Origin of the sequence: Sphingomonas sp. Leaf208 (assembly GCF_001421415.1) — a bacterium.
Taxonomy (GTDB): domain Bacteria; phylum Pseudomonadota; class Alphaproteobacteria; order Sphingomonadales; family Sphingomonadaceae; genus Sphingomonas.
In genome coordinates, this window is record NZ_LMKH01000037.1 from 15,641 (window position 1) to 35,273 (window position 19,633).

Below are 19,633 nucleotides of genomic sequence, written 5' to 3' on the forward strand. Positions count from 1 at the left end.
GGCAGCGTCTTGGTCACGCTGCCAGCGCTGGATCCGATGCCATGAGATCGACCCGCACGCCATCCTCGCCGAGCAGTTCGAGGATCCGCTCGCCAGACGACAACGCGGTATCGCCCCACCAGTCGGCCGCCGTCATCCCGTCGAGATACCGCTCGGCACACCGCAATGCGATGGTGCAGCGAAGCGTCGCGCCCTCATGCTCCCGCTGGAACGCCATGACATGGTCGCGGCGCTCCCCGGTGACGGCGATCGGCGCGTAGCTACCGTTCGAGAACAGCGCAGGATGCTTCCGCCGGAGATCCAGCAGATGCTTGATCGACCGCATTTTGGGTGCACCGCCAGCCCACAGCGTATCGCGCAGGACGGCATAATCGACCGGCCGCCGGTTATCCGGATCGACTAGGCTCAGATCGGCGATCTCGGTACCCTGATACAGATCCGGCACGCCCGGCACGGTATAGCGCAACACAACCTGCGCGAGGCTGTTCTGCTCTGCGGCGGGCGCGATCCGATCGACGAATGCCGTCATGTCCTCAATAAAGTCCGTCGACCGTTCGGGATCGAGTGAGGCCCGCGCCAGATCGTGACAGCGGGTCTCGTACGCCTCGTCCGGCGCCTCCCAGGACGACCGGAGCTTGGCTTCGCGCAACGCCTTTTCCTGCCAGGCGACGATCCGCTCGGCATAGTCCGAAAGTCCCTCGGCATCCGACACCTTGAGGTCCGCCGGCCATGCCCCGAACAGCGTCTGGAGGAGCATATAGGTGTCGGCGGGATCAACGCCGCCCGCATACGGTGCAGCCAGTTCGCGCCAATGCTCCACACGCGAACGCCAGAGATCGGGTATCTCGCTGAGCACCGCCAGCCGCGCGCGGACGTCTTCGCCGCGCTTGTGATCATGCGTCGCGGTGGCAAGCATGGCGGACGGCCAGTCGCGAGCGCGCTCGATCATCGCGGCGTGGAAGGCGTCGATATCGAGCGAGATACGCGCCGCGTCGAACCCGACGTCGTTGCGCGAAAGCAGGCGGCCATAGCGATAGAACGCGGTGTCCTCGACCGCCTTGGCGGCGATCGGTGCCGAAAGTTGCTGGAATTTGCGCACCGCTTCGGCGGCGAGTGCGACGTCGCCTGGCCCCTCGCCTGCCAACCAACCCAGGATCCGGTCGACGACCGCGCTTTCGCCGGGCGGGACGAACTCGGCAACCCGCTGTCGGACGGTGTCGCGGATCCTGGCGTCTGCGAGGGGCGCCCCCTCGCCCGTTCCATAGGTTCGATACACCGGGAAGACCCAGAGCAGCCGCTCGATCGCGCGGCGGAGCATGCCCCTCGTCAACCCATCGCAGTCTGGTGTCGAGCGGGCCAGCGCCACGAACGCCTCGACGCAACGGCGGTGCTGCGCATCGAACTGCCACGCGAGCAAATCCTGCCGCGCGCGCAGTTCCTCGGGCGCGAAGTCGGCGGAGCGGCCGCTTATGTCAGCCCAGAGTTCGGCGAGCGGTTCTGCCCCGGCGGGTGCGTGGAGCAAGGCGGTGACCTGCTCCATGAAATCGTACCCGCTGGTGCCGTCGACGCCCCAGTCGGTGTTGAGCGGTTCGCCGTCGGCGAGGATCTTCTCGATGACGATGTAAGAAAGTCCAGCCGGTGCATCCGCGGGACGTTCGATCGCGTCGAGACGCGCCCGGAGTTGCTGGCAATAGCCGGCCGGGTCGGTCAGGCCGTCGACGTGATCGACGCGGACGCCGTCGATCAGGCCCTCTGCGTAGAGGCGGAAATAGAGGGCGTGGGTGGCGTCGAACACGGCCGGGTCTTCCGCGCGAAGGCCGGCGAGGTCGTTGATCGTGAAGAACCGCCGCCAATTGAGTTCGTCGTTCGCCACGCGCCATGAGGCAAGGCGGTAGTGCTGGCGGTCGATCAGCGATGCGAGTTCTTCGGTCGTTGCGGTTGCTTGGTCCTCGTCGCGGATAGGCAGGCGATGTTCGCCGTACGCTTTGAGGACGTAGCCGCTGTCGACCTTTTCCAGCTTCAACGCGCCGCTCGCGAGCGTCTCGGCGAGCGGATCGCCGAGGATCGGGAGGACGAGTTTCTCGCGCCAGTCGATATCGAAGTAGCGCGCGAATTCGCTGTCTTCGCCGTGTGTTAGAACGTTGTTCCACCACGCATTCTCACCTCCGGCAACGCCCATATGGTTTGGAACAATGTCGATGATGACGCCCATGTCGCGCGCGCGAAGCGCTGCGACGAGACTGCGGAACGACTCTTCGCCGCCAAGTTCGGGATTGATCCGGGTCGGATCGACGACGTCGTAGCCGTGGGTGGACCCGCTTCGCGCGGTGGTGATCGGCGAGGCGTAGAGGTGGCTGATCCCGAGGTCGTCGAGATACGGCACCAGCGCTTCGGCGTCGGCGAAGGTGAAGTCCTTGTGGAACTGGAAGCGGTAGGTTGCGCGCGGCGTTGTAGGCGGGATCATGCGGGTCTCGTGGCGTTGAGCGTGTCGATGCGGGCGGCGATTTCGGGGCGGGCGAGCAGCGCGTCGGTCGTGTCGGGCATGCGGCGGCGCCAGTTGGGGTGTTCGTCGATCGTGCCGGGGAGGTTGGGTTGCTCGACCAGTCCGGCGAGATCCTCGATCGGGATAATGGCGAGCGCGCAGGGCGTGCTGGCGACGTGCGCGATGGCGGCGTCGACAACTTGGTCGGTGTCTTCGGGGGTTGGCTGTTCGGTGCCGGTGTCGAATGCAGACCAGAGCGCGACGCGGTCTTCGGCGCGAGCGGCAAGGTCCGTTGGTTTGTCGGCAGCGTCGGATTTGCGTCCGAGGTCCCATGTCCAGTCGATATCGCGGCCGCTCCACCAGCCTGCGACGGTGGCAAGGTCGTGCGTACCGGTCATCGCCACCGCGTCGCGCGACCATTTGGCGGGAGGCACGAAGCCGTCCGCGTCGCGCTCGAACCAGAGGACGCGCATGCCGAGCATGGCGCGCGCGTCCATCGCCTCGCGGAAGCCATCGGGGACGGTGCCGAGGTCTTCGCCGATGACGATCGCCTTGGCACGCTGCGATTCCATCGCGACGATCCGCATCTGGTCTTCGAACGGCATGTCGAGGTACGCGCCCTCAGCGGCAGACGCGCCTTCGGGAACGACCCAGAGGCGACGAAGGCCGAACGCGTGGTCGATGCGGATGCCACCGGCATGGGCGAGCGCAGCGCGGATGGTCGCGATGAAGGGGGCGAAGGCGGTGTCACGGAGCGCTTGCGGGTCGAAGCCAGTGATGCCCCAGCTTTGACCGTCCGGCCCCAGCGGGTCGGGTGGCGCGCCGATCGACAGGCCGGTGAGCAAGTCGCTGCGCCGGCTCCAGCCGTGGCTGCCGCCGGGGTCCATGCCGACGGCGAGATCGGCGATGAGACCGATCGCCATGCCGGCGTCCTTGGCGGCCGTCTGCGCGGCGTCGAGGTCGCGCCGGGCTAGCCATTGGAGGAAGATGTAGAACGTGACGTCGTTCGCATGCTCCGCGACGAAGCGGCGGACGGTAGGGCTTGTGGGATCGCGATATTCGACGGGCCATTGCTGCCAGCCGCGCGCGCCCGTGGTCGCGCAGAAGTGCGCGTGGAGGGCGTCGAACTCGGAATGGCGTTCGAGGTCGTCGCCACCTTGCCGCCTGAACGCTGTCAGCGTTTCTTCAATCGGTGAAAGCACTTGGTCGAAGCTCTTGCGTAGTCGCGCGAGCTTTTCGGGGATTGCGGCGTTCCAGTCGATCAGTTCGGGAAAGTCGCGGCCGTCGGACTTTGCACCGAATGCGGCCGGGTCACCGTACAGCGCGTTGAGGAATTGCCGGCTCGAGGGTGCGTAGGGGCTGTACCGGCTGGCGTCGGCGGGGAACAGCGCGTGGGTGGGGCTGATCGCGAGGGCATCGGCGCCGCACTGGCCGAAGGCTCGGGCGGCGTCGGCTAGCGAAACGAAGTCGCCGAACGCCTTCGGCACGTCGGTGCGGAGGCTCGGGATCTGGACGGCGGGCGCCCAGAGTTTGCGGCGAGGTAGCGCATCGGCGATCGTGTAGCAGCGGCACGGCGCCACGAGCAGGTCGATGACTTTGTCATCGATTTCAAGCATGTGGTAGCCGCTTTTGCTTATCGGACTCAATTCGCCGTTATCGACCGTGACAGAGCGCGTCGTACCGTCTTCGAACGTAAGCTCGGCTCTGCCTGATACTTTCGATGTCAGCCGGATCGGGTCTCCCACATCGACAGACAAGAAGCGGACGCCTCGCGCATCTCGCGCTTCGATCGCGGCGAGGCTTTCGGCAATCTGCTTTTCGCTTTTTGATGGATGGCCCAGGCAGTCCAGGATCGCCTGTAACGCACCGTCGGTGACGGTCTGGCGACGACCCGCTGCGTCCTGCCATTCGGGTTGCAGGCCGGCCGCAACAGCGAGTGTCCGGAGGCTGCTCATCGATCCAGCCAGACTGCCACGCTGGCAGCCTCCCCAGGTCCGCCATCGGCGAAGATCGGCGAAGCCTCTATTGCGGGAAAATCAACGACATCGTCGCCGAGGTTGAGCGCAATTGTCAGGATTGCACCGTCACCCATTTTCCAGCGCGCAACGACCGCCCCCTTGCCGATCGCTTCGGCGCCGGTCGCGGTCGTGTCGCGCAGGCGGGGGATGATCTGCTCGTGGCGGATCTTGAGCAGGGTGCGGTACAGGTCCTGCCACTCGGCCGCATCGGCGCCGGGATGCGCGCGCGATTGGAGGAAGGTTTCATGCGCGTTTGGGTCGGGGATTGCCTCGCGCGCTTCGGGATCGGCGAAGGCGGCGAACTTGGCGAATTCCTTGCGTCGGCCTTCGCGCACCGCGTCCGCTAGCTCGTCGTGAAAGTCGGTGAAGAACAGGAACGGGCTTTCGCTCCCATGCTCGTCGCCGATGAAGAGCAAGGGGATCTGTGGACCCAGCAGCAGCAGTACGGTAGCGGCGCGGAGCTTTCGGCGGTCGGCGAGCAGCGTCAGGCGTTCGCCCATCGCGCGGTTGCCGATCTGGTCGTGGTTCTGGAGGAACGCCACGAACGCGGTCGGAGACAAATGCGCGCTGGGCTTGCCGCGCGGCTTACCGTCATGGTTGGGGGAGCCTTCGCCCTGGTAGATGAAGCCTTCGCCCAAGCAGCGCGCGAGGCGCTCTGCGGGGCGATCGGCGAAGTCGGCGTAATAGGCGCTAGTCTCGCCGGTGAGCAGAACGTGGAGGACGTTGTGAAAGTCGTCGTTCCACTGTGCGTCGAACGCGGCGGGATGGAGGCGATCGGCGTCGTTGCCTTCGTTCTCGAGGACGAGGTGGACGTGGCGGCCGGCGGTCTTTGCGCGCAGTTCGGCGGCCATCGCGTCTAGGAACGCGTCGTTCTCGATCGCGTGGACCGCGTCGAAACGGAGGCCGTCGAACTTGTACTCGTTCAGCCACATCAGCGCGTTATCGACGAAATAGCGGTGAACCGGCGCCTGGTCGACCGCGACCGCACCACCCCAGGGCGTGTCGACTTCGGGGTGGAAGAAACCCTTCGCATAGGCGCCGAGGTAGTTTCCGTCGGGGCCGAAGTGATTGTAGACCACGTCGAGAAACACGGCCAAGCCGAGTTCATGAGCGCGGTCGACCAACGCTTTCAACTCGTCGGGGGTGCCATAGCTTTCGGCGGGGGCGTAGGGCAGCACGCCGTCATAGCCCCAGCTGCGGGTGCCGCCGAACGCGTTGACGGGCATGAGTTCGATTCCCGTGATGCCGAGTTCGGCGATCGCCGGGAGGTGGTCCGCGACGCTCGCGAAGCCGCCGAGCGTGCCGACATGGACCTCCTGGATGACCATCTCTTCCCACGGCCGGCCGCGCCAGTCCAAGGTGCTCCACGTGTAGGCGTCAGGATCGACGACGACGCTCCAGCCGTGGACGCCGCCGTGTTGGAATCGCGAGGCCGGGTCTGGGACCGTCAGATCGTCGGCAAGCTTGAACCGGTAACGGGTGCCGGGATTGACGGGGGCTTTCGCGCTGAACCACCCCTCCGGGTCGCGGGTCATAGGGACCGCGTCGCCGTCCGCGATCTCCAGGGTCACTTCGTTGCGGTCGGGTGCCCAAAGGCGGAAGACCGTCCCGTCCTCGGAAAGCGTCGGTCCCCAGGTCATGCTGCTGCGATCGTCCAAGACAGCAATGCCGCGCCCTGTTGCGGCAGTTCGTAGCTGTCCTTGATCAAGGTCGCGCTCTGCTCCGGCTTGCTGCTGTCGATCAACACGGTGCGCTCGACCTCTGCTGGCGGCGGCATATGGAAGGTCAGCGGGCCTTCCGACGCGTTGAGCAGCAACGAGATGACCTGCACCTCACCCGACTCCTGCTCGCAGGCGCGGCGCATCACCAGCGCGCGGCCGTTGGTGTTCTCCCAATCTTCAGAGGTCAGTTGCAGGCCGCGCTCGTCCCACCATTCGATGTCCTTGAGGCCCTCGGCCGGCGTGTCCTCACCGTAGAGGAAGTTGCCGGCGCGGAGCATCGGGTAGTCGCGGCGCAGCGCGATCAGGCGCGCGGTGAAGTCGATCAGCGCGTCGCCCTCGGGGGACTTGGCCTTGTTCCAGTCGAGCCAGCTGATCTCGTTGTCCTGGCAATACGCGTTGTTGTTGCCGTTCTGCGTGCGGCCGAACTCGTCGCCCGCGACCAGCATCGGCGTCCCGAGCGAGGCGAACAGCGTGGTCAGCATCGAGCGCATCACGCGCGACCGGGTCTCGAGGATCGCCGGGTCTTCGGTCGGGCCTTCGACGCCCCAGTTGCGCGAGCAGTTGTTCGAGTGGCCGTCGTTGTTGTCTTCACCGTTCGCCTCGTTGTGGCGCTCCTCGTAGGCGACGGTGTCGGCGAGCGTGTAGCCGTCGTGCGCACCGAGCAGGTTGACGCTCGCCCAGGGGCGGCGTGCGCGGCGGTCGAACAGGTCGGCGGAGCCGGTCAGGCGCGCGGCAAGATCGGCGCGCTGGGCGTGATCGCCACGCCAGAACTTCCGCACGGTGTCGCGGTACTTGTCGTTCCACTCGGCGAAACCGGGGGGGAAGTTGCCGAGCTGGTAGCCGCCGGGGCCGATGTCCCACGGCTCGGTGATGAGCTTCAGCCTCCCGAGCACGGGATCCTGGCGGAGCACGTCGAAGAACCCTGCGCCGGGATCGAAGCCGGTGTCCGTCCGGCCCAGCGTCAGCCCGAGATCGAAGCGGAAGCCGTCGATGCCGAAGCTGGTCGCCCAGTAGCGGAGCGAGTCCGCGACCATCTGGATTACGCGGGCTTTTGTCAGGTTCAGCGTGTTGCCGGTGCCGGTGTCGTTGATCGAATAGCGGGGGTCGTCCTTGACGAGGCGGTAATAGCTCGCGTTGTCGAGCCCGCGCCAGGAGAGCGTCGGCCCTTGTTCGGAGCCTTCGCACGTGTGGTTGTAGACGACATCAAGGATCACCTCGATCCCGGCGGCGTGGAGGCGGCGGATCGAGCGGCGGAGTTCGTCGTGGCTGTCGGTCGCGAAGAACGATCGCTCGGGCGTGAAGAAGTTGAGGGTGTTGTAGCCCCAGTAATTGCGCAGACCCTTCTCCTGGAGGAAGCGGTCCTGGATATAGGTGTGGATCGGCAGCAGCTCGATCGCGGTGACGCCGAGGCGCTTGAGGTGATCGATGACCTTGGGATTGCCGAGCGCCGCGAAGGTGCCGCGCTCGGAGGGCTGGACCTCCTCGAACAGCTTGGTCAGGCCCTTGGTATGCGCCTCGTAGATCACCGTCTCGGACCACGGCGTGTTCGGGCGTACGTCGCGCGACCAGTCGAAATGACTGTCGGTCACGACACCCTTCGGCATCGTCAGCGCGCTGTCGCGCTTGTCGAAGCTCAGGTCCGCGCGCGGCGACTTCACCTGATAGCCGTACATCGCGTCGGTCCAGCGGAGTTCGCCGATCATCTGCTTGGCGTAGGGATCGAGCAGCAGCTTGTTCGGGTTGAAGCGGTGGCCTTCCTCGGGCGCGTACCGGCCGTGCGCGCGATAGCCGTAGACGAGGCCGGGTTGCGCATCGGGGAGGTAGCCGTGCCAGACCTCGTCGGTCCATTCGGGGAGCGGATAGCGCTTCAGCTCGCGGCGGCCGGTCTCGTCATAGACGCAGAGTTCGATCTTCTCGGCATTGGCGGAATAGACCGCGAAGTTGACGCCGAGGCCGTCGAACGACGCGCCGAGGGGATAGGCCGAGCCGGCGTCGAGCGTGTCGGGCAGTAGATGCAATGCGAGGACCCTCTTCGTGTCGTAATCATCGCTGCGGGCACGACTTTATCGCGGTGCAGCATTCCTTGCCGTGAAACCCGCCCGCCCGTTCCTATGTTCCGCAGGCAGCAGCGAGTTTTCGCGGCACTCTTCTACGTATCAAGGACATGCACATGCCTTACACCATCCGATCGATCCTCGCATGAGCGGCCCGAAACTGTTCGAGCCGCTCAAGGTCGGCAACCTCAAGCTCGCCAACCGGATCGTGATCGCGCCGATGTGCCAGTACTCGGCGACCAACGGCTGCATGAACGACTGGCACCAGATCCATCTTGGGCAGCTTGCGCTGTCCGGCGCGGCGCTGTTGACGATCGAGGCGAGCGCGGTGCTGCCGGAAGGGCGGATCACCTATGGCGACGTCGGGCTGTACGACGATGCGACCGAGGCGGCGATGGCTGGGGTGATCGAGAGCGTGCGGCGCTGGTCGGACATGCCGATCGCGATCCAGTTGTCGCATGCCGGGCGCAAGGCATCGTGCGAGGTGCCGTGGAAGGGTGGACTCCAGATCGCGCCGGGCGAGCCGAACGGGTGGCAGACCGAGGGGCCTTCGACAGTCCCGTTCCTGCGCGACGATAACGCGCCGGTGGCGCTCGACGCGCAGGGGCTGGCGCGGGTGCGCGATGCGTTTGCGGCGGCCGCAGTGCGTGCTACTCGGTTGGGGATCGATGCGATCCAGCTGCATTCGGCGCATGGGTATCTGCTGCACGAGTTCCTGTCGCCGCTGTCGAACCGGCGCGAGGATGCGTATGGCGGCAGCCTGGAGAACCGGATGCGCTTCCCGCTGGAGGTTTACGATGCGGTTCGGGCTGCGTTTCCGGCCGAACGCTCGGTGACGATGCGTGTATCGGGGACCGACTGGGTCGAAGGCGGCTGGGATTCGGAGCAGACGGTGGCGTTCGCGAAGGCTCTGGAGGCGCGTGGGTGTAGTGCGATCCACGTATCGAGCGGTGGGATCACGCCCGAGCAGCAGATCCCGGTCGGACCGAGCTATCAGGTGCCGCTCGCGCGGGCGGTGAAGCAGGCGGTGTCGATCCCGGTCGTCGCGGTCGGGCTGATCACCGATTTCGAGCAGGCCGAGGCGATCGTCGGGACGGGCAATGCGGACATGATCGCGCTGGCTCGAACGATCCTTTACGATCCGCGCTGGCCCTGGCATGCGGCGGCGCATCTTGGGGGTAAGGTGAAGGCGCCGAAGCAGTATCTCCGGTCGCAGCCGCGGCAGTTTAAGGATTTGTTCGAGGGGTAAGCAGCCTCTGCTTCCACGATCCTCCCCCGCCAGGGGGAGGTGGCGCGGAGCGACGGAGGGGGAGGACACGGAACAGAGGTTTTGCCTGCCTCCCCCTCCGTCAGGCTGCGCCTGCCACCTCCCCCTGGCGGGGGAGGATTTCTTCGTTACGCTCTAGCGATGCCTGAGCGTTCACCCCGCGACGGTCATCACCGAACCCGAATCCACTCGGATATCCGCACCGTTGATAAAGCTCGCACGTTCCGAGCACAGGAACACGATCGCCGACGCGACCTCTTCCGACGTCCCGCGACGCTTCAGGGTCATCCCCGGGCGCTCCTCCTCGAGAAACGTCTCGATCGCCTCGTCGAAGCTCGTGCCCTTCTCGTCGGCACGCTTCTGCATCATCTTGTCAGTCATCGGCGTCGCGATGAACGCGGGCGAGACGGTGTTTACCAGCACGTTGTCGCACCCATAGGCCTTCGACAGCCCCTTCGACAGGCTGGAGATCCCCGCCTTCGACGCACAATAGGCGAGCTCGTCGACATAGGGCTGCACCGCATCCTCGGAGCTCATCAGCACGATGCGGCCCCATTTCGCGGCGCGCATCGCCGGGATCGCCTCGCGGCAGACGCGCACCGCGCCCATCAGGTTGATGTCGAGCGTTGACTGCCAGCCTTCATCATCAACTTCAAGGAAGTCGCCGGTTGCGCCGGTCACGCCTGCGCAGTTGACCAGGATGTCCGGATCGCCGAGCTGTTCGCGGACCTTGGCGAACAAGGCCTTCACGTCGTCGAGCTTGGTCAGATCCGCCTCGACCGCAATCACTTCGCCGTGCGCCTTAAGGTCTTCGACACTCGCGTCGAGATCGCCGCCGGGTTGGTCGGTGATTGCGACGCGGACGCCTTCCTGGAGCAGCATCCGGGCGGTTTCCTTGCCCATGCCGCTGTCCGCGCCGGTGATGAGCGCGATCTTGCCTGTAATATCGAGGTTCATGCTGTCGTCCTTACGTCAGTGAAAATTGTCATGCCCATTCCCGCGGCCCGTCGCTGTCGAGCGCACGGTCGAGGTAGAAGGCCGCGCTGATGAGCGCCAAGTGGCTGAAGCCTTGCGGGAAATTGCCGAGGAAGCTGCCGTCCTGCGCGATCTCCTCGGCGAACAGGCCGAGATGGTTGCCATGCGCGAGCAGCTTCTCGAAGTTCAGCCGCGCCTCGTCGAGGCGCCCTGCTCGCGCGAGGCATTCGACGTACCAGAACGAGCAGGCGACGAACGTCCCCTCCTGCCCCGGCAGGCCGTCGTCGATCCGGTAGCGATAGACCTGCCCATCGTCGGACAGATCCTCGCCAATCGCCTCCAGCGTCGCGAGCCACTTGGGATCGGTCGCGCCGACGAAGCGGACCAGCGGCATCATCAGCAACGCGCCGTCGACCGCCAGATCATCCGGCGCATCGCCGATCGCGCGGACGAACCGGCCAAGATCGTCGTTCCAGAAGTTCGCCCAGATATCGTCGTGGATCGCCGTCCGCGTCTCCGACCAGCGGACCAACGGCGCGGGGAGCGAACGCTTCTGCGCCAGCCGCACCGCGCGATCGACCGCGACCCAGCTCATCAGTCGCGAATGGAGATAATGCTTCTTCGGCCCGCGGACTTCCCAGATGCCCGAGTCCGGTGTGTCCCACGTCTCGCAGACCTGATCGACGATCCGCCCGATCGCGACCCATGAGTCATGCGCGATCGGCTCGCCGTATTTGCTGCCCAGATAGGTCGCATCGAGCAGCGCGCCGTAGATGTCGTGCTGCGTCTGGTCCTTCGCCTCGTTGCCGACGACGATCGGGGTCGCGCCCTCGAACCCGGCAAGGTCGAGCTTGCGTTCGTCGGCGATCTCGCCGCCGTCGAGCGCGTACATGACGCCGAGATGACCCTTCGAACACGCCTGCGCGCGGTCCATCGCCCAGTGGAGGAAGCCGACTGCCTCGCCCTGATAGCCGAGCCGGAGCAAGGCATACACGATGAAGGATGAGTCGCGGACCCACGTCGCGCGGTAATCCCAGTTTCGCACGCCACCATGCGCTTCGGGCAGGCCGAAAGTCGCGGCGGCGGCGATCGAGCCGTGCTTGCGCGAGGTGAGCAGTTTCAATGCCATCGCCGAGCGCTCGACGGTCTCGCGCCAGCGGCCGCGGTAGCGAGACTTGCGGCTCCAGGCGCGCCAATAGGCGATGTCCTTCTCGACGATCGCATCGAGCGTCTCGGTATCGAGCGAAACGTCGTCGGGGTTGCTGAGGATCAGCGAGACGGTGTCGCCTTCGGTCAGGTGGATCTCGGCGGTCAGGTCGCAGCCGTCTGCGACGAGCGTCGCGGCACCGTGAACCGCGAGCGCAAGACCGCTTTCGTGATCGAACCGCCCGCGCGATACGTCCGCCTCCGACGTCGTGACGGAGGCCATGCGTCCCATCACGCCATAGTCGAACCGCGGGGCGCACCGGACGCGGACCCTCGCCGATCCGCGCGTGCAGGTCAGCCGACGGACCAGCCGCGACGGCGCGTCGTCCTTGTCGTTGCCGACCGGCATGAGGTCGACCAAGTCGACACTCGCGGCATTCGCCATCCAGCGGGTCAGTAGGATGTTGGTCTCGGGCAGGTACATCTGGACGATGTTTGCGTCGGGCAGGTCGGGCTCGACCGAAAAATGACCGCCTTTGTCGCCGTCGAGCAGCCGCGCGAAGACCGACGCGCTATCGAGGCACGGCCAGCAGAGATAGTCGATCGTGCCCGCCGTATCGACCAGCGCGATCGTCTCCAGATTACCGATCGCGCCGTGATCCGCGATCGATATGGCGTGCTTATCCCCATGGTCAGCCATTATCGCGGAAGCCGGGATACAGGCTCATGCCGCCATCGATGGTGATCGTCGATCCGACGATATAGTCCGCTGCGTCCGACACCAGGAACAGGGCCGCACGGGCGACGTCCTCGGGGTCGCCGATGCGGCCGTAGGGGATCAGTTCGAGCAGCTTGTCCTGGTCGGCGGTCGCGTCCTCGTTGATTTCGGTCGCGATCGCACCGGGGGCGATGCCGTTCACGCGGATGCGGTCGCCGGCGATTTCCTGCGCGAGCGTGCGCATCAGCATCCCGCTGCCGCCCTTCGACGCGGCGTAATTGGCATGGCCCGCCCAGGGGATGACCTCGTGCACAGAACTCATGAACAGGATCTTTCCGATCGATCGGCTGACACCGCGGTCGCCCTGCTTGCGGAACCGCCGCACGGCTTCGCGCGAGACGAGGAACTGGCCGGTCAAATTGACGTCGATGACTCGCTTCCAGTCCTCCAGCGTCAGGTCGGCATAGGCCGCGTCCTTCTGCATCCCGGCGTTGGCGAAGACGATGTCGACCCCGCCGAACCGCTCGACCGTCTCGTCAAACAATTTCAGTACCGCCGCCTCGTCCGACGTATCTGCTTCGCAGGCGAACGCTTCACCGCCGGCCTGCTCGATCGCCTCGACCACCTCGCGCGCCTTGTCCGCACTGCTGTTGTAATTGACCGCGACCTTCGCGCCCGCCTTCGCAAAAGCGATGGCGGAGGCGCGGCCGAGGCCGGAGCTCGCGCCGGTAACGATCGCGGCCTGGCCTGTCAGGTCGATGTGCATGGCTGGTCTTTCGCTGGGGATTATCGCGGCTTAACGCGCGCCCTCCGGCATTTCTCCCTGCTCACGCCCTCTCCCCGCAATCTTGCTGATCTGCATTAAGTCACCGTTTCCGGTGCAACTCTTAGCGCGTCCCGCGCGCTGTGGGTCCTGAGAAGCTACGAGGACGGCACATGACCAAGACCATCGCCAAGGATACCGGCACGCCACCGCAGGGCGCCAAATTCGAGACGCTGATCGGCGAAGGCGGCGAACTCCATCAGGTCGCCAGCGGCGACGGCGACGTGCTGACGACGCAGCAGGGCATCCCGGTGTTCGACGACCAGAATTCGCTCAAGGTTGGCGATCGCGGGCCGACTCTGCTCGAGGATTTCCACTTCCGCGAGAAGATCTTCCACTTCGATCACGAGCGTATCCCCGAGCGCGTCGTCCATGCGCGCGGCTATGGCGCGCACGGCACGTTCACGCTGACCGAGAGCCTGGAAGAGTTCACCAGCGCCGGCATCCTGACCGAAGTCGGCGAGCAGACGCCGATGTTCCTTCGTTTCTCGACGGTCGCGGGCAACAAGGGCTCGGCCGATCTCGCACGCGACGTACGCGGCTTCGCGGTCAAGTTCTACACCAAGGAGGGTAACTGGGACGTCGTCGGGAACAACATCCCGGTGTTCTTCATCCAGGACGCGATCAAGTTCCCCGACCTGATCCATGCCGCCAAGCAGGAGCCCGACCGGGGCTTCCCGCAGGCGCAGACCGCGCATGACAATTTCTGGGACTTCATCAGCCTGACCCCGGAATCTATGCACATGGTCATGTGGATTATGTCCGACCGCACCATCCCGCGCGGCTTCCGCTTCGTCGAGGGTTTCGGCGTACACACGTTCCGCCTCGTCAATGCCGAGGGCAAGGGCACGTACGTCAAGTTCCACTTCAAGCCGAAGCTGGGCCTTCAGTCGGTCGCGTGGAACGAGGCGGTCAAGATCAACGGTGCCGACCCCGACTTCCATCGTCGCGATCTTTGGGACTCGATCGATCAGGGCAATTTCCCAGAGTGGGACATGGGCGTGCAGTTGTTCGACGACGAGTTCGCCGACAATTTCGAGTTCGACGTGCTCGATGCGACCAAGGTCATTCCCGAGGAGCAGATCCCGGTCCGCATCATCGGCAGCTTCAAGCTCGATCGCCTGGTCGACAATTTCTTCGCCGAGACCGAGCAGGTCGCGTTCTGCACGCAAAACGTCGTGCCGGGGATCGGCTTCACCAACGATCCGCTGCTGCAGGGCCGCAACTTCTCGTATCTCGATACGCAGCTGAAGCGCCTCGGCAGCCCCAACTTCACGCATATTCCGATCAACGCGCCGAAGATCCCGGTGAACAATTACCAGCAGGACGGTCACATGGCGATGCATGCCCGCAAGGGTCGTGCGAACTATGAGCCGAACAGCTGGGCGGGTACGCCGCGCGAGAGCCCGTCGAAGGGCTACAAGCACTTCCCGTCGCAGGAGACGGGACGCAAGGCGCAGGTGCGATCGGCGACGTTCGCCGACCACTACAGCCAGGCGCGCCAGTTCTTCATCAGCCAGACCGCAATCGAGCAGAAGCACATCGGCGATGCGCTGACGTTCGAGCTGTCGAAGGTCGAGCGGGTCGATATCCGCGAACTGATGGTCGGGCATCTGCTCAACATCGACGAGAAGCTGGCGAAGACGGTTGCGACCGGTCTCGGGCTCAAGGCGATGCCGCCAAAGGCCAAGGCTGCGGTCGAGACGCGGACCGACCTGCCGGCTTCGGATGCCCTCAGCATCCTGAAGAACACCAGCGGCAGCTTCGAGGGTCGCAAGCTCGGCATCCTTGTTACCGACGGTGCTCCGGCAGCGATCGTGCAGGCCCTGGTCGACGGGATCGTCGCGGCGAAGGCCACGTACGAGATCATCGCACCGAAGGTTGCCGGTGCGACGCTCGACGACGGGACGCTCGCGGAGGGCAAGCAGAAGATCGATGGCGCGCCGTCGGTGCTCTACGATGCCGTCGCGATCGTGGTGTCGGCGGACGGGGCTAAGAAGCTCGGCAAAGACAAGACCGCCAAGGACTTCGTCAGCGACGCTTTCGGGCATGCCAAGTTCATCGGCTTCAACGCCGACGCGAAGCCGTTCCTCGAAAAGGCCGGCATCGAGGACGAGGACATGGACGACGGCGTGATCGCGCTGGGCGACAAGGGGGATGTCGACGCGTTCCTCAAGACGCTCGGCAAGCTCCGCATCTGGGAGCGCGAACTGAACGTCGATCTCGACGCACCAGCGTTCGAAAACCCCGAGGCGGCTTGATCGCTTCGTTCAAACCCGGGTCGTCGCCACCGTACGCTAAGCGTGCGGTGGCGATCGCCATTCCGGTCAAGAACGAAGATCAGTATCTGCTCGGCTGCCTCGACGCGCTGGATCGTGCGGCGGGGCGCTACGGCGGCAAGGTCGTCATCGTTGCGATGGCGAACGACTGCACCGACGGCACGATCGATATCCTGACGAACTGGCGGCCGACGCATGCGACGATCGCATGGTCGGCCGTTTCGCTTTTACCGGGCGCGCGCCACGCCGGTTGGGCACGCCGCCTTGCGCTCGACGCTGGCGCCGCGCTGCTCAAGCATCCCACCGATCTTCTACTGTCGACCGATGCGGACACGAACGTCTCCGCGGACTGGATCGTGCGGATCGTCGCGCATGTCGATGCGGGTAACGACGCGGTAGCCGGGCGCGCGCTGACGCTTCGGTCCGACCGTGCAAGCCTTGGCGCGGCGGCACGGCGGCGGCTCGATCAGCTCGGGCGCTATTATACGGCGCTCGATTATCTCCGCGCGCGCGCCGAGACCGAACCGCATGATCCCTGGCCGCGCCATTTCTATGAAGGCGGCGCGAGTATTGCGGTGACCTACGCGATGTACCGCCGGATCGGTGGCGCCCCCACTCCTCCCGTTGCCGAGGACCGCGCCCTGTTCGACCGGATCCGTGCGCATGGTGGGCAGGTTCGGCACCCGCTCGACGTCCGCGTCTTCACGTCGTGCAGAATTTCTGGCCGTGCGCCGGGTGGCATGGCGGACGCGGTCGCGCGGTGGATCGACCAGCCGGTCGATGCGCCGCTCCACGAGACGTATGCGGTGACCGCGGCGCTAAATCCCGCCTCCGCGAACCCAGGCGACCAGCTCAGCTTCGCGACATTGCCCGATGCGATCCGCGAGGCGCAGACGCTGATCCGCCTAACCCGCGTCTTCCAGTCGCCAGAGGTCGAGACGATACGCTTCGTGCCGATCGCTGCGAACGACCGTGACGCGGGGCCCGAGCGCGGCGTGCAGTTCGGCGACGGCATCGTCCCCGCTTTTGGGATAGTCGGTCTCGCCGATCCAGTGGACCAGCATCACATACCCGCCTGACGCTGCCACCGAGCGGACGTACGCGGCCAGCCGGACGATGTCGGCGCTGTCCCAGTAATACACCACCTCCGACAGCAGGATCAGGTCGAACATACCTGCGGGAGCGTCTTCGGGAAGTCGGCGTTGCTCGATGCGGATATGCGGCTGGTCCGCGCACCGTGCCCGCGCCGCCGCCACCGCGGTTTCCGACACATCGAGCGCGAGCAACGCGTCGCATCGGGCACCGAGCCGCGCGGTCAGGACGCCGTTCGCGCAGCCGACCTCCAACGCGTTCTCGAACCGCTCCTTCGGCAACGCGGCCAGTGTCTCGTCATACTTCGCCGCCTCGTACGGGCTGGTCTCGAACGCCCACGGGTCGCCCTTGTCCTTGTAGAGCGCCTCGAAATATTCGGGCTCGATCGAGTGTTCACGGCGCATCGCGAGTCTCCAGCAACAGGGTGTTCGGCCGGTCCATCAGCCGCATCATCGCGCCGGGCAGCCGGAAGTTCTCGCGCGCGCCCACGATCCGCCCGCCGCGCTGGCTGCGATGGCACGCCATTGCGCGACGCTGTCGGGGCCGTCCGGATGCCGTGGCGATCGACAGCACACGCGCGCCGCGCAGGCGCTCGGTCAGGTCGGGGACTGTCCAGCCCCAGACGAGATACTGCCAGAGACGGCAACGCGCGCGGCTCGCCACCGCCTCAGCGAGCGCGGCTGCGGCCTCGTGGTCGCAATGCGGTTCGCCCGACCATGTCACGACAATCTGGCGGACACCGCGGGCTTTGCACCAGGCGGCCAGTCGATCGACGCTACGCACGAACAGCGGATCGCCGTTCGAAGCCGGCGACGCGTCGGGCCAATCGAGATAGAGCGCGTCATGCTGACCACCCAAGGCCGTCAACGCCGCCTGCGCCTCACCGCGCCGTAGCCCCGCGATCCGCTTTCCCGTCCAGCCAGGCGCATCAGGATGCGATCCCGAGCCATCGGTCAGGAACGCCGTATGAACCCGGCCGCCAGCCGCCGTTACCGAGGCGATGAACGCGCCACAGCCGAGCGTCTCGTCGTCAGGATGCGGCGCCAGCACGAGCCAGGGCCCCTGCCCCGCAGCCGTCTGGGCCGTCATTCGCCCTGCGCGCCGCGTAAGGTTGCTCCAGGCCTTGCCGCCCGGTGCTACCACCACCGATCGTCGCCCCAGCAGTCATCCTCGAGCCACGCCGCCGCCGCGCGGTCGCGCGCCTGATCCGGGACCGGCTGACGCAGGTAGAGCCCCAGATCGCGCGTGATCCGGTCGATCCGGCTGGCCGCGAAGAACGACGCAGTACCTACCGAGCGCGCCGCCGCCTCCATCGTTTTCAAGCCCGCCTCCTCGACCACGCCGCGCGTCATCAGCACCAGCGGGATGGCGTCGCTCGCCTGCGCCTCGGCCAGATGCGCCGCCTGGCGCACCCACAAGCCTGCGCTCCGCGTCTCGGTCAGGCAGGCGGCAAACCGCGCGCGCTGGATCGGGTCCGCCCCCTTTCCGGTCGTGACGAGGTGATCGCGCAGATGCCGGACGAGCGCCTCGACCGCGCCGAGCTGGACCGCCGTAAACCGCCACGCGCCCGCGCTGAAGCGTGGCTCGCGTTCATAGTCGTTCGGCGCGCCGATCACGCCTTCGCGGCCGATTTCCATACCCGTGAAGTCGAACCGCCCGCTGCACGTGCCCCGCATCCCGCGCACCTGCCATCCGGAATTGTCGGTCCGCGTAGTCTCGCCCGCGATCCGGACCAGCACGAGCTGCTTGTCGCCATTCGCGTCGCGCGCGGTCACCAGGATGCGATCGAGATGCCCGGCCCCGGTCGCAAAGCTCTTCGCACCGTCGAGCGTCCAGCGATCGTCGCCTGCGGCGTGGATCGCGAGCCCCGGCGCCGGTTCGGTATTCCAGACGCCGAAGACCTTGCCCGCTGCGAGATCGGCATCGAGCGCCTTGCGCTGCGCGTCGTTGCCGTAGGTCGCGACGAGCTGGACGGCGTTCACATGCCCTTCGAATACTCGTCCGAGGCTGAGGTCGGCGCCCCCGATCGCGCGCAGAACGTCGAGCAGCGCGTCGGTCTGCACGCCCGTGCCAAGCGTCTTGAACGCGGCCAGCGCGCCCGCGCCGTGGAGGTCGGCTATCCGCTCCGCCGGGAATGTCTCGTGCGAATTGTCCTGATCCCATGCCGCGGCGAGGTGCCGGACGGTCTCCAGAACGGTCCAGCCGGTTGGATATGTGGTCAGTGGCCGACTCCCCGTGAAACCCATGGCGGTACGCCAGCTTCGTCACACAGAACGCGGGACAGGCGCCAGCGTTGCGTATCGCCATCATGGAGAGCGGAACTAATTTACGCGTCCGACGCGCGGCCGAACCTTTGGTTAACGCTTGGCCGGCATACTCCCATCCAACGGTAAGGATCGGACTCGATGGCACGCAAACAGGATGTCTTTACGCTGCTCGGCAAGCGTATGCAGATCGACCAGCCGTCGCTTCGCGGGCGTCGTTGCGATAGCGACATGCCGCCGATCGCGGACCTGATCCGGCGGATCGACCGTGCGCTGGTGGAACGCCGCGCGGCCTGACCATTAGTCGTCCGCGTCGGCGGCTCCGATCGCGGATGCGTACATCTGAGCCGCACGCTGTTCACGCGGATCCTTGAACGCCCGCATCGGGTCGAGCGCGTCGCCGGTCGCACGCAACACGGCCCAAAGCGCGAATTTTCGCCCAGCATCCCGCTCGGTACCGAACGCGATCGAAACGCGCTCGCGACCGGCCTCCAGAGCCCCTGAGCTAAGCGTATCGATGTCGGTCGTGCCGAAGAAGTGGTGCGAAATAGCGTCTAGGTCCATGCCAACAGCCTAACGGACCACCTACTCTCCGCGCAATCTGATGCAACCGTACAGACGGCGTATCGCAACGGTTGCGATCCCGACGCTCTCCGCTTAGACGCAGTCCTCCCGGCTCGCCGGGTACAGGTTGGAAGAGTGTCCGAGTGGTTTAAGGAACTGGTCTTGAAAACCAGCGATGGGGTAACTCATCCGTGGGTTCGAATCCCACCTCTTCCGCCAAGGCGCGGTTA

General features: G+C 65.8%; 14 protein-coding genes, 1 tRNA gene and 1 pseudogene. 5 read left to right on the top strand and 11 right to left on the bottom strand.

Annotation, left to right across the window (positions count from 1 at the left end):
* Positions 1-13: 13 nt before the first annotated feature.
* From treY to glgX, 4 genes are read right to left on the bottom strand one after another with little or no spacing between them, the layout of a single operon-like run.
* Positions 14-2,464, bottom strand: a complete 2,451-nt coding sequence (gene treY / locus ASE69_RS19505) for a malto-oligosyltrehalose synthase (protein ID WP_056490415.1) — start codon at positions 2,462-2,464, stop codon at positions 14-16.
* Entirely contained in the window at positions 2,461-4,437 is a 1,977-nt protein-coding gene (malQ, locus tag ASE69_RS19510) for a 4-alpha-glucanotransferase (RefSeq protein WP_056490417.1), read from the bottom strand. Before malQ ends, treY begins: the two co-directional genes overlap by 4 nt.
* Positions 4,434-6,140 (bottom strand): malto-oligosyltrehalose trehalohydrolase, encoded by a 1,707-nt coding sequence (treZ, locus tag ASE69_RS19515; protein ID WP_056490420.1) that lies wholly within the window; start codon positions 6,138-6,140, stop codon positions 4,434-4,436. Before treZ ends, malQ begins: the two co-directional genes overlap by 4 nt.
* Positions 6,137-8,239 carry a glycogen debranching protein GlgX gene (gene glgX, locus ASE69_RS19520; protein ID WP_056490423.1) on the bottom strand — a complete coding sequence of 701 codons (2,103 nt, stop codon included), beginning with the start codon at positions 8,237-8,239 and terminating at the stop codon, positions 6,137-6,139. Before glgX ends, treZ begins: the two co-directional genes overlap by 4 nt.
* A 181-nt stretch (positions 8,240-8,420) precedes the next feature.
* On the opposite strand from glgX, the gene ASE69_RS19525 reads away from it, so the two are divergent.
* Complete coding sequence (locus ASE69_RS19525; RefSeq protein WP_056490426.1) at positions 8,421-9,524, top strand: NADH:flavin oxidoreductase/NADH oxidase; 1,104 nt, start codon at positions 8,421-8,423, stop codon at positions 9,522-9,524.
* Positions 9,525-9,695: 171 nt separating this feature from the next.
* Here the strand turns inward: ASE69_RS19525 and ASE69_RS19530 are convergent, their stop codons facing one another.
* The 3 genes from ASE69_RS19530 to ASE69_RS19540 are packed head-to-tail and all read right to left on the bottom strand — an operon-like array spanning position 9,696 to position 13,147.
* Entirely contained in the window at positions 9,696-10,499 is an 804-nt protein-coding gene (locus ASE69_RS19530) for an SDR family NAD(P)-dependent oxidoreductase (RefSeq protein ID WP_056490429.1), read from the bottom strand.
* Positions 10,500-10,527: 28 nt separating this feature from the next.
* On the bottom strand, positions 10,528-12,363 hold the full coding sequence (locus tag ASE69_RS19535; RefSeq protein ID WP_056490431.1) for a glycoside hydrolase family 15 protein: 1,836 nt from the start codon (positions 12,361-12,363) through the stop codon (positions 10,528-10,530).
* On the bottom strand, positions 12,356-13,147 hold the full coding sequence (locus ASE69_RS19540) for a glucose 1-dehydrogenase (protein WP_056490434.1): 792 nt from the start codon (positions 13,145-13,147) through the stop codon (positions 12,356-12,358). Before ASE69_RS19540 ends, ASE69_RS19535 begins: the two co-directional genes overlap by 8 nt.
* A gap of 170 nt (positions 13,148-13,317) precedes the next feature.
* On the opposite strand from ASE69_RS19540, the gene ASE69_RS19545 reads away from it, so the two are divergent.
* Complete coding sequence (locus ASE69_RS19545; protein WP_082453261.1) at positions 13,318-15,465, top strand: catalase; 2,148 nt, start codon at positions 13,318-13,320, stop codon at positions 15,463-15,465.
* A 47-nt stretch (positions 15,466-15,512) separates the two neighbouring features.
* Positions 15,513-15,878, top strand: a pseudogene (locus ASE69_RS23095) (glycosyltransferase); the annotation flags it as partial.
* Between the two features lie 510 nt (positions 15,879-16,388).
* Here ASE69_RS23095 and ASE69_RS21590 read toward each other — a convergent pair.
* The 3 genes from ASE69_RS21590 to ASE69_RS19565 are packed head-to-tail and all read right to left on the bottom strand — an operon-like array spanning position 16,389 to position 18,821.
* Positions 16,389-16,979 (bottom strand): SAM-dependent methyltransferase, encoded by a 591-nt coding sequence (locus ASE69_RS21590; RefSeq protein ID WP_082453262.1) that lies wholly within the window; start codon positions 16,977-16,979, stop codon positions 16,389-16,391.
* A complete protein-coding gene (locus ASE69_RS19560; RefSeq protein ID WP_156362426.1) occupies positions 16,969-17,721 on the bottom strand; it encodes a PIG-L deacetylase family protein in 753 nt (250 codons plus the stop codon). The genes ASE69_RS21590 and ASE69_RS19560 overlap by 11 nt, the downstream gene beginning before the upstream one ends.
* The gene (locus tag ASE69_RS19565; RefSeq protein WP_056490448.1) at positions 17,712-18,821 is read right to left on the bottom strand and encodes an acyl-CoA dehydrogenase family protein; all 1,110 of its coding nucleotides are present in this window, start codon (positions 18,819-18,821) and stop codon (positions 17,712-17,714) included. Before ASE69_RS19565 ends, ASE69_RS19560 begins: the two co-directional genes overlap by 10 nt.
* A gap of 159 nt (positions 18,822-18,980) precedes the next feature.
* Between ASE69_RS19565 and ASE69_RS22270 the strand changes: the two genes are divergently transcribed.
* Positions 18,981-19,136, top strand: coding sequence for a hypothetical protein (locus tag ASE69_RS22270; protein ID WP_156362427.1), 156 nt, complete (start codon positions 18,981-18,983; stop codon positions 19,134-19,136).
* Positions 19,137-19,139: 3 nt separating this feature from the next.
* On the opposite strand, the gene ASE69_RS19570 is transcribed toward ASE69_RS22270, so the two are convergent.
* Complete coding sequence (locus ASE69_RS19570; RefSeq protein WP_056490451.1) at positions 19,140-19,403, bottom strand: hypothetical protein; 264 nt, start codon at positions 19,401-19,403, stop codon at positions 19,140-19,142.
* A gap of 129 nt (positions 19,404-19,532) precedes the next feature.
* Between ASE69_RS19570 and ASE69_RS19575 the strand changes: the two genes are divergently transcribed.
* Positions 19,533-19,622, top strand: a tRNA-Ser gene (locus ASE69_RS19575).
* Positions 19,623-19,633 lie beyond the last annotated feature (11 nt).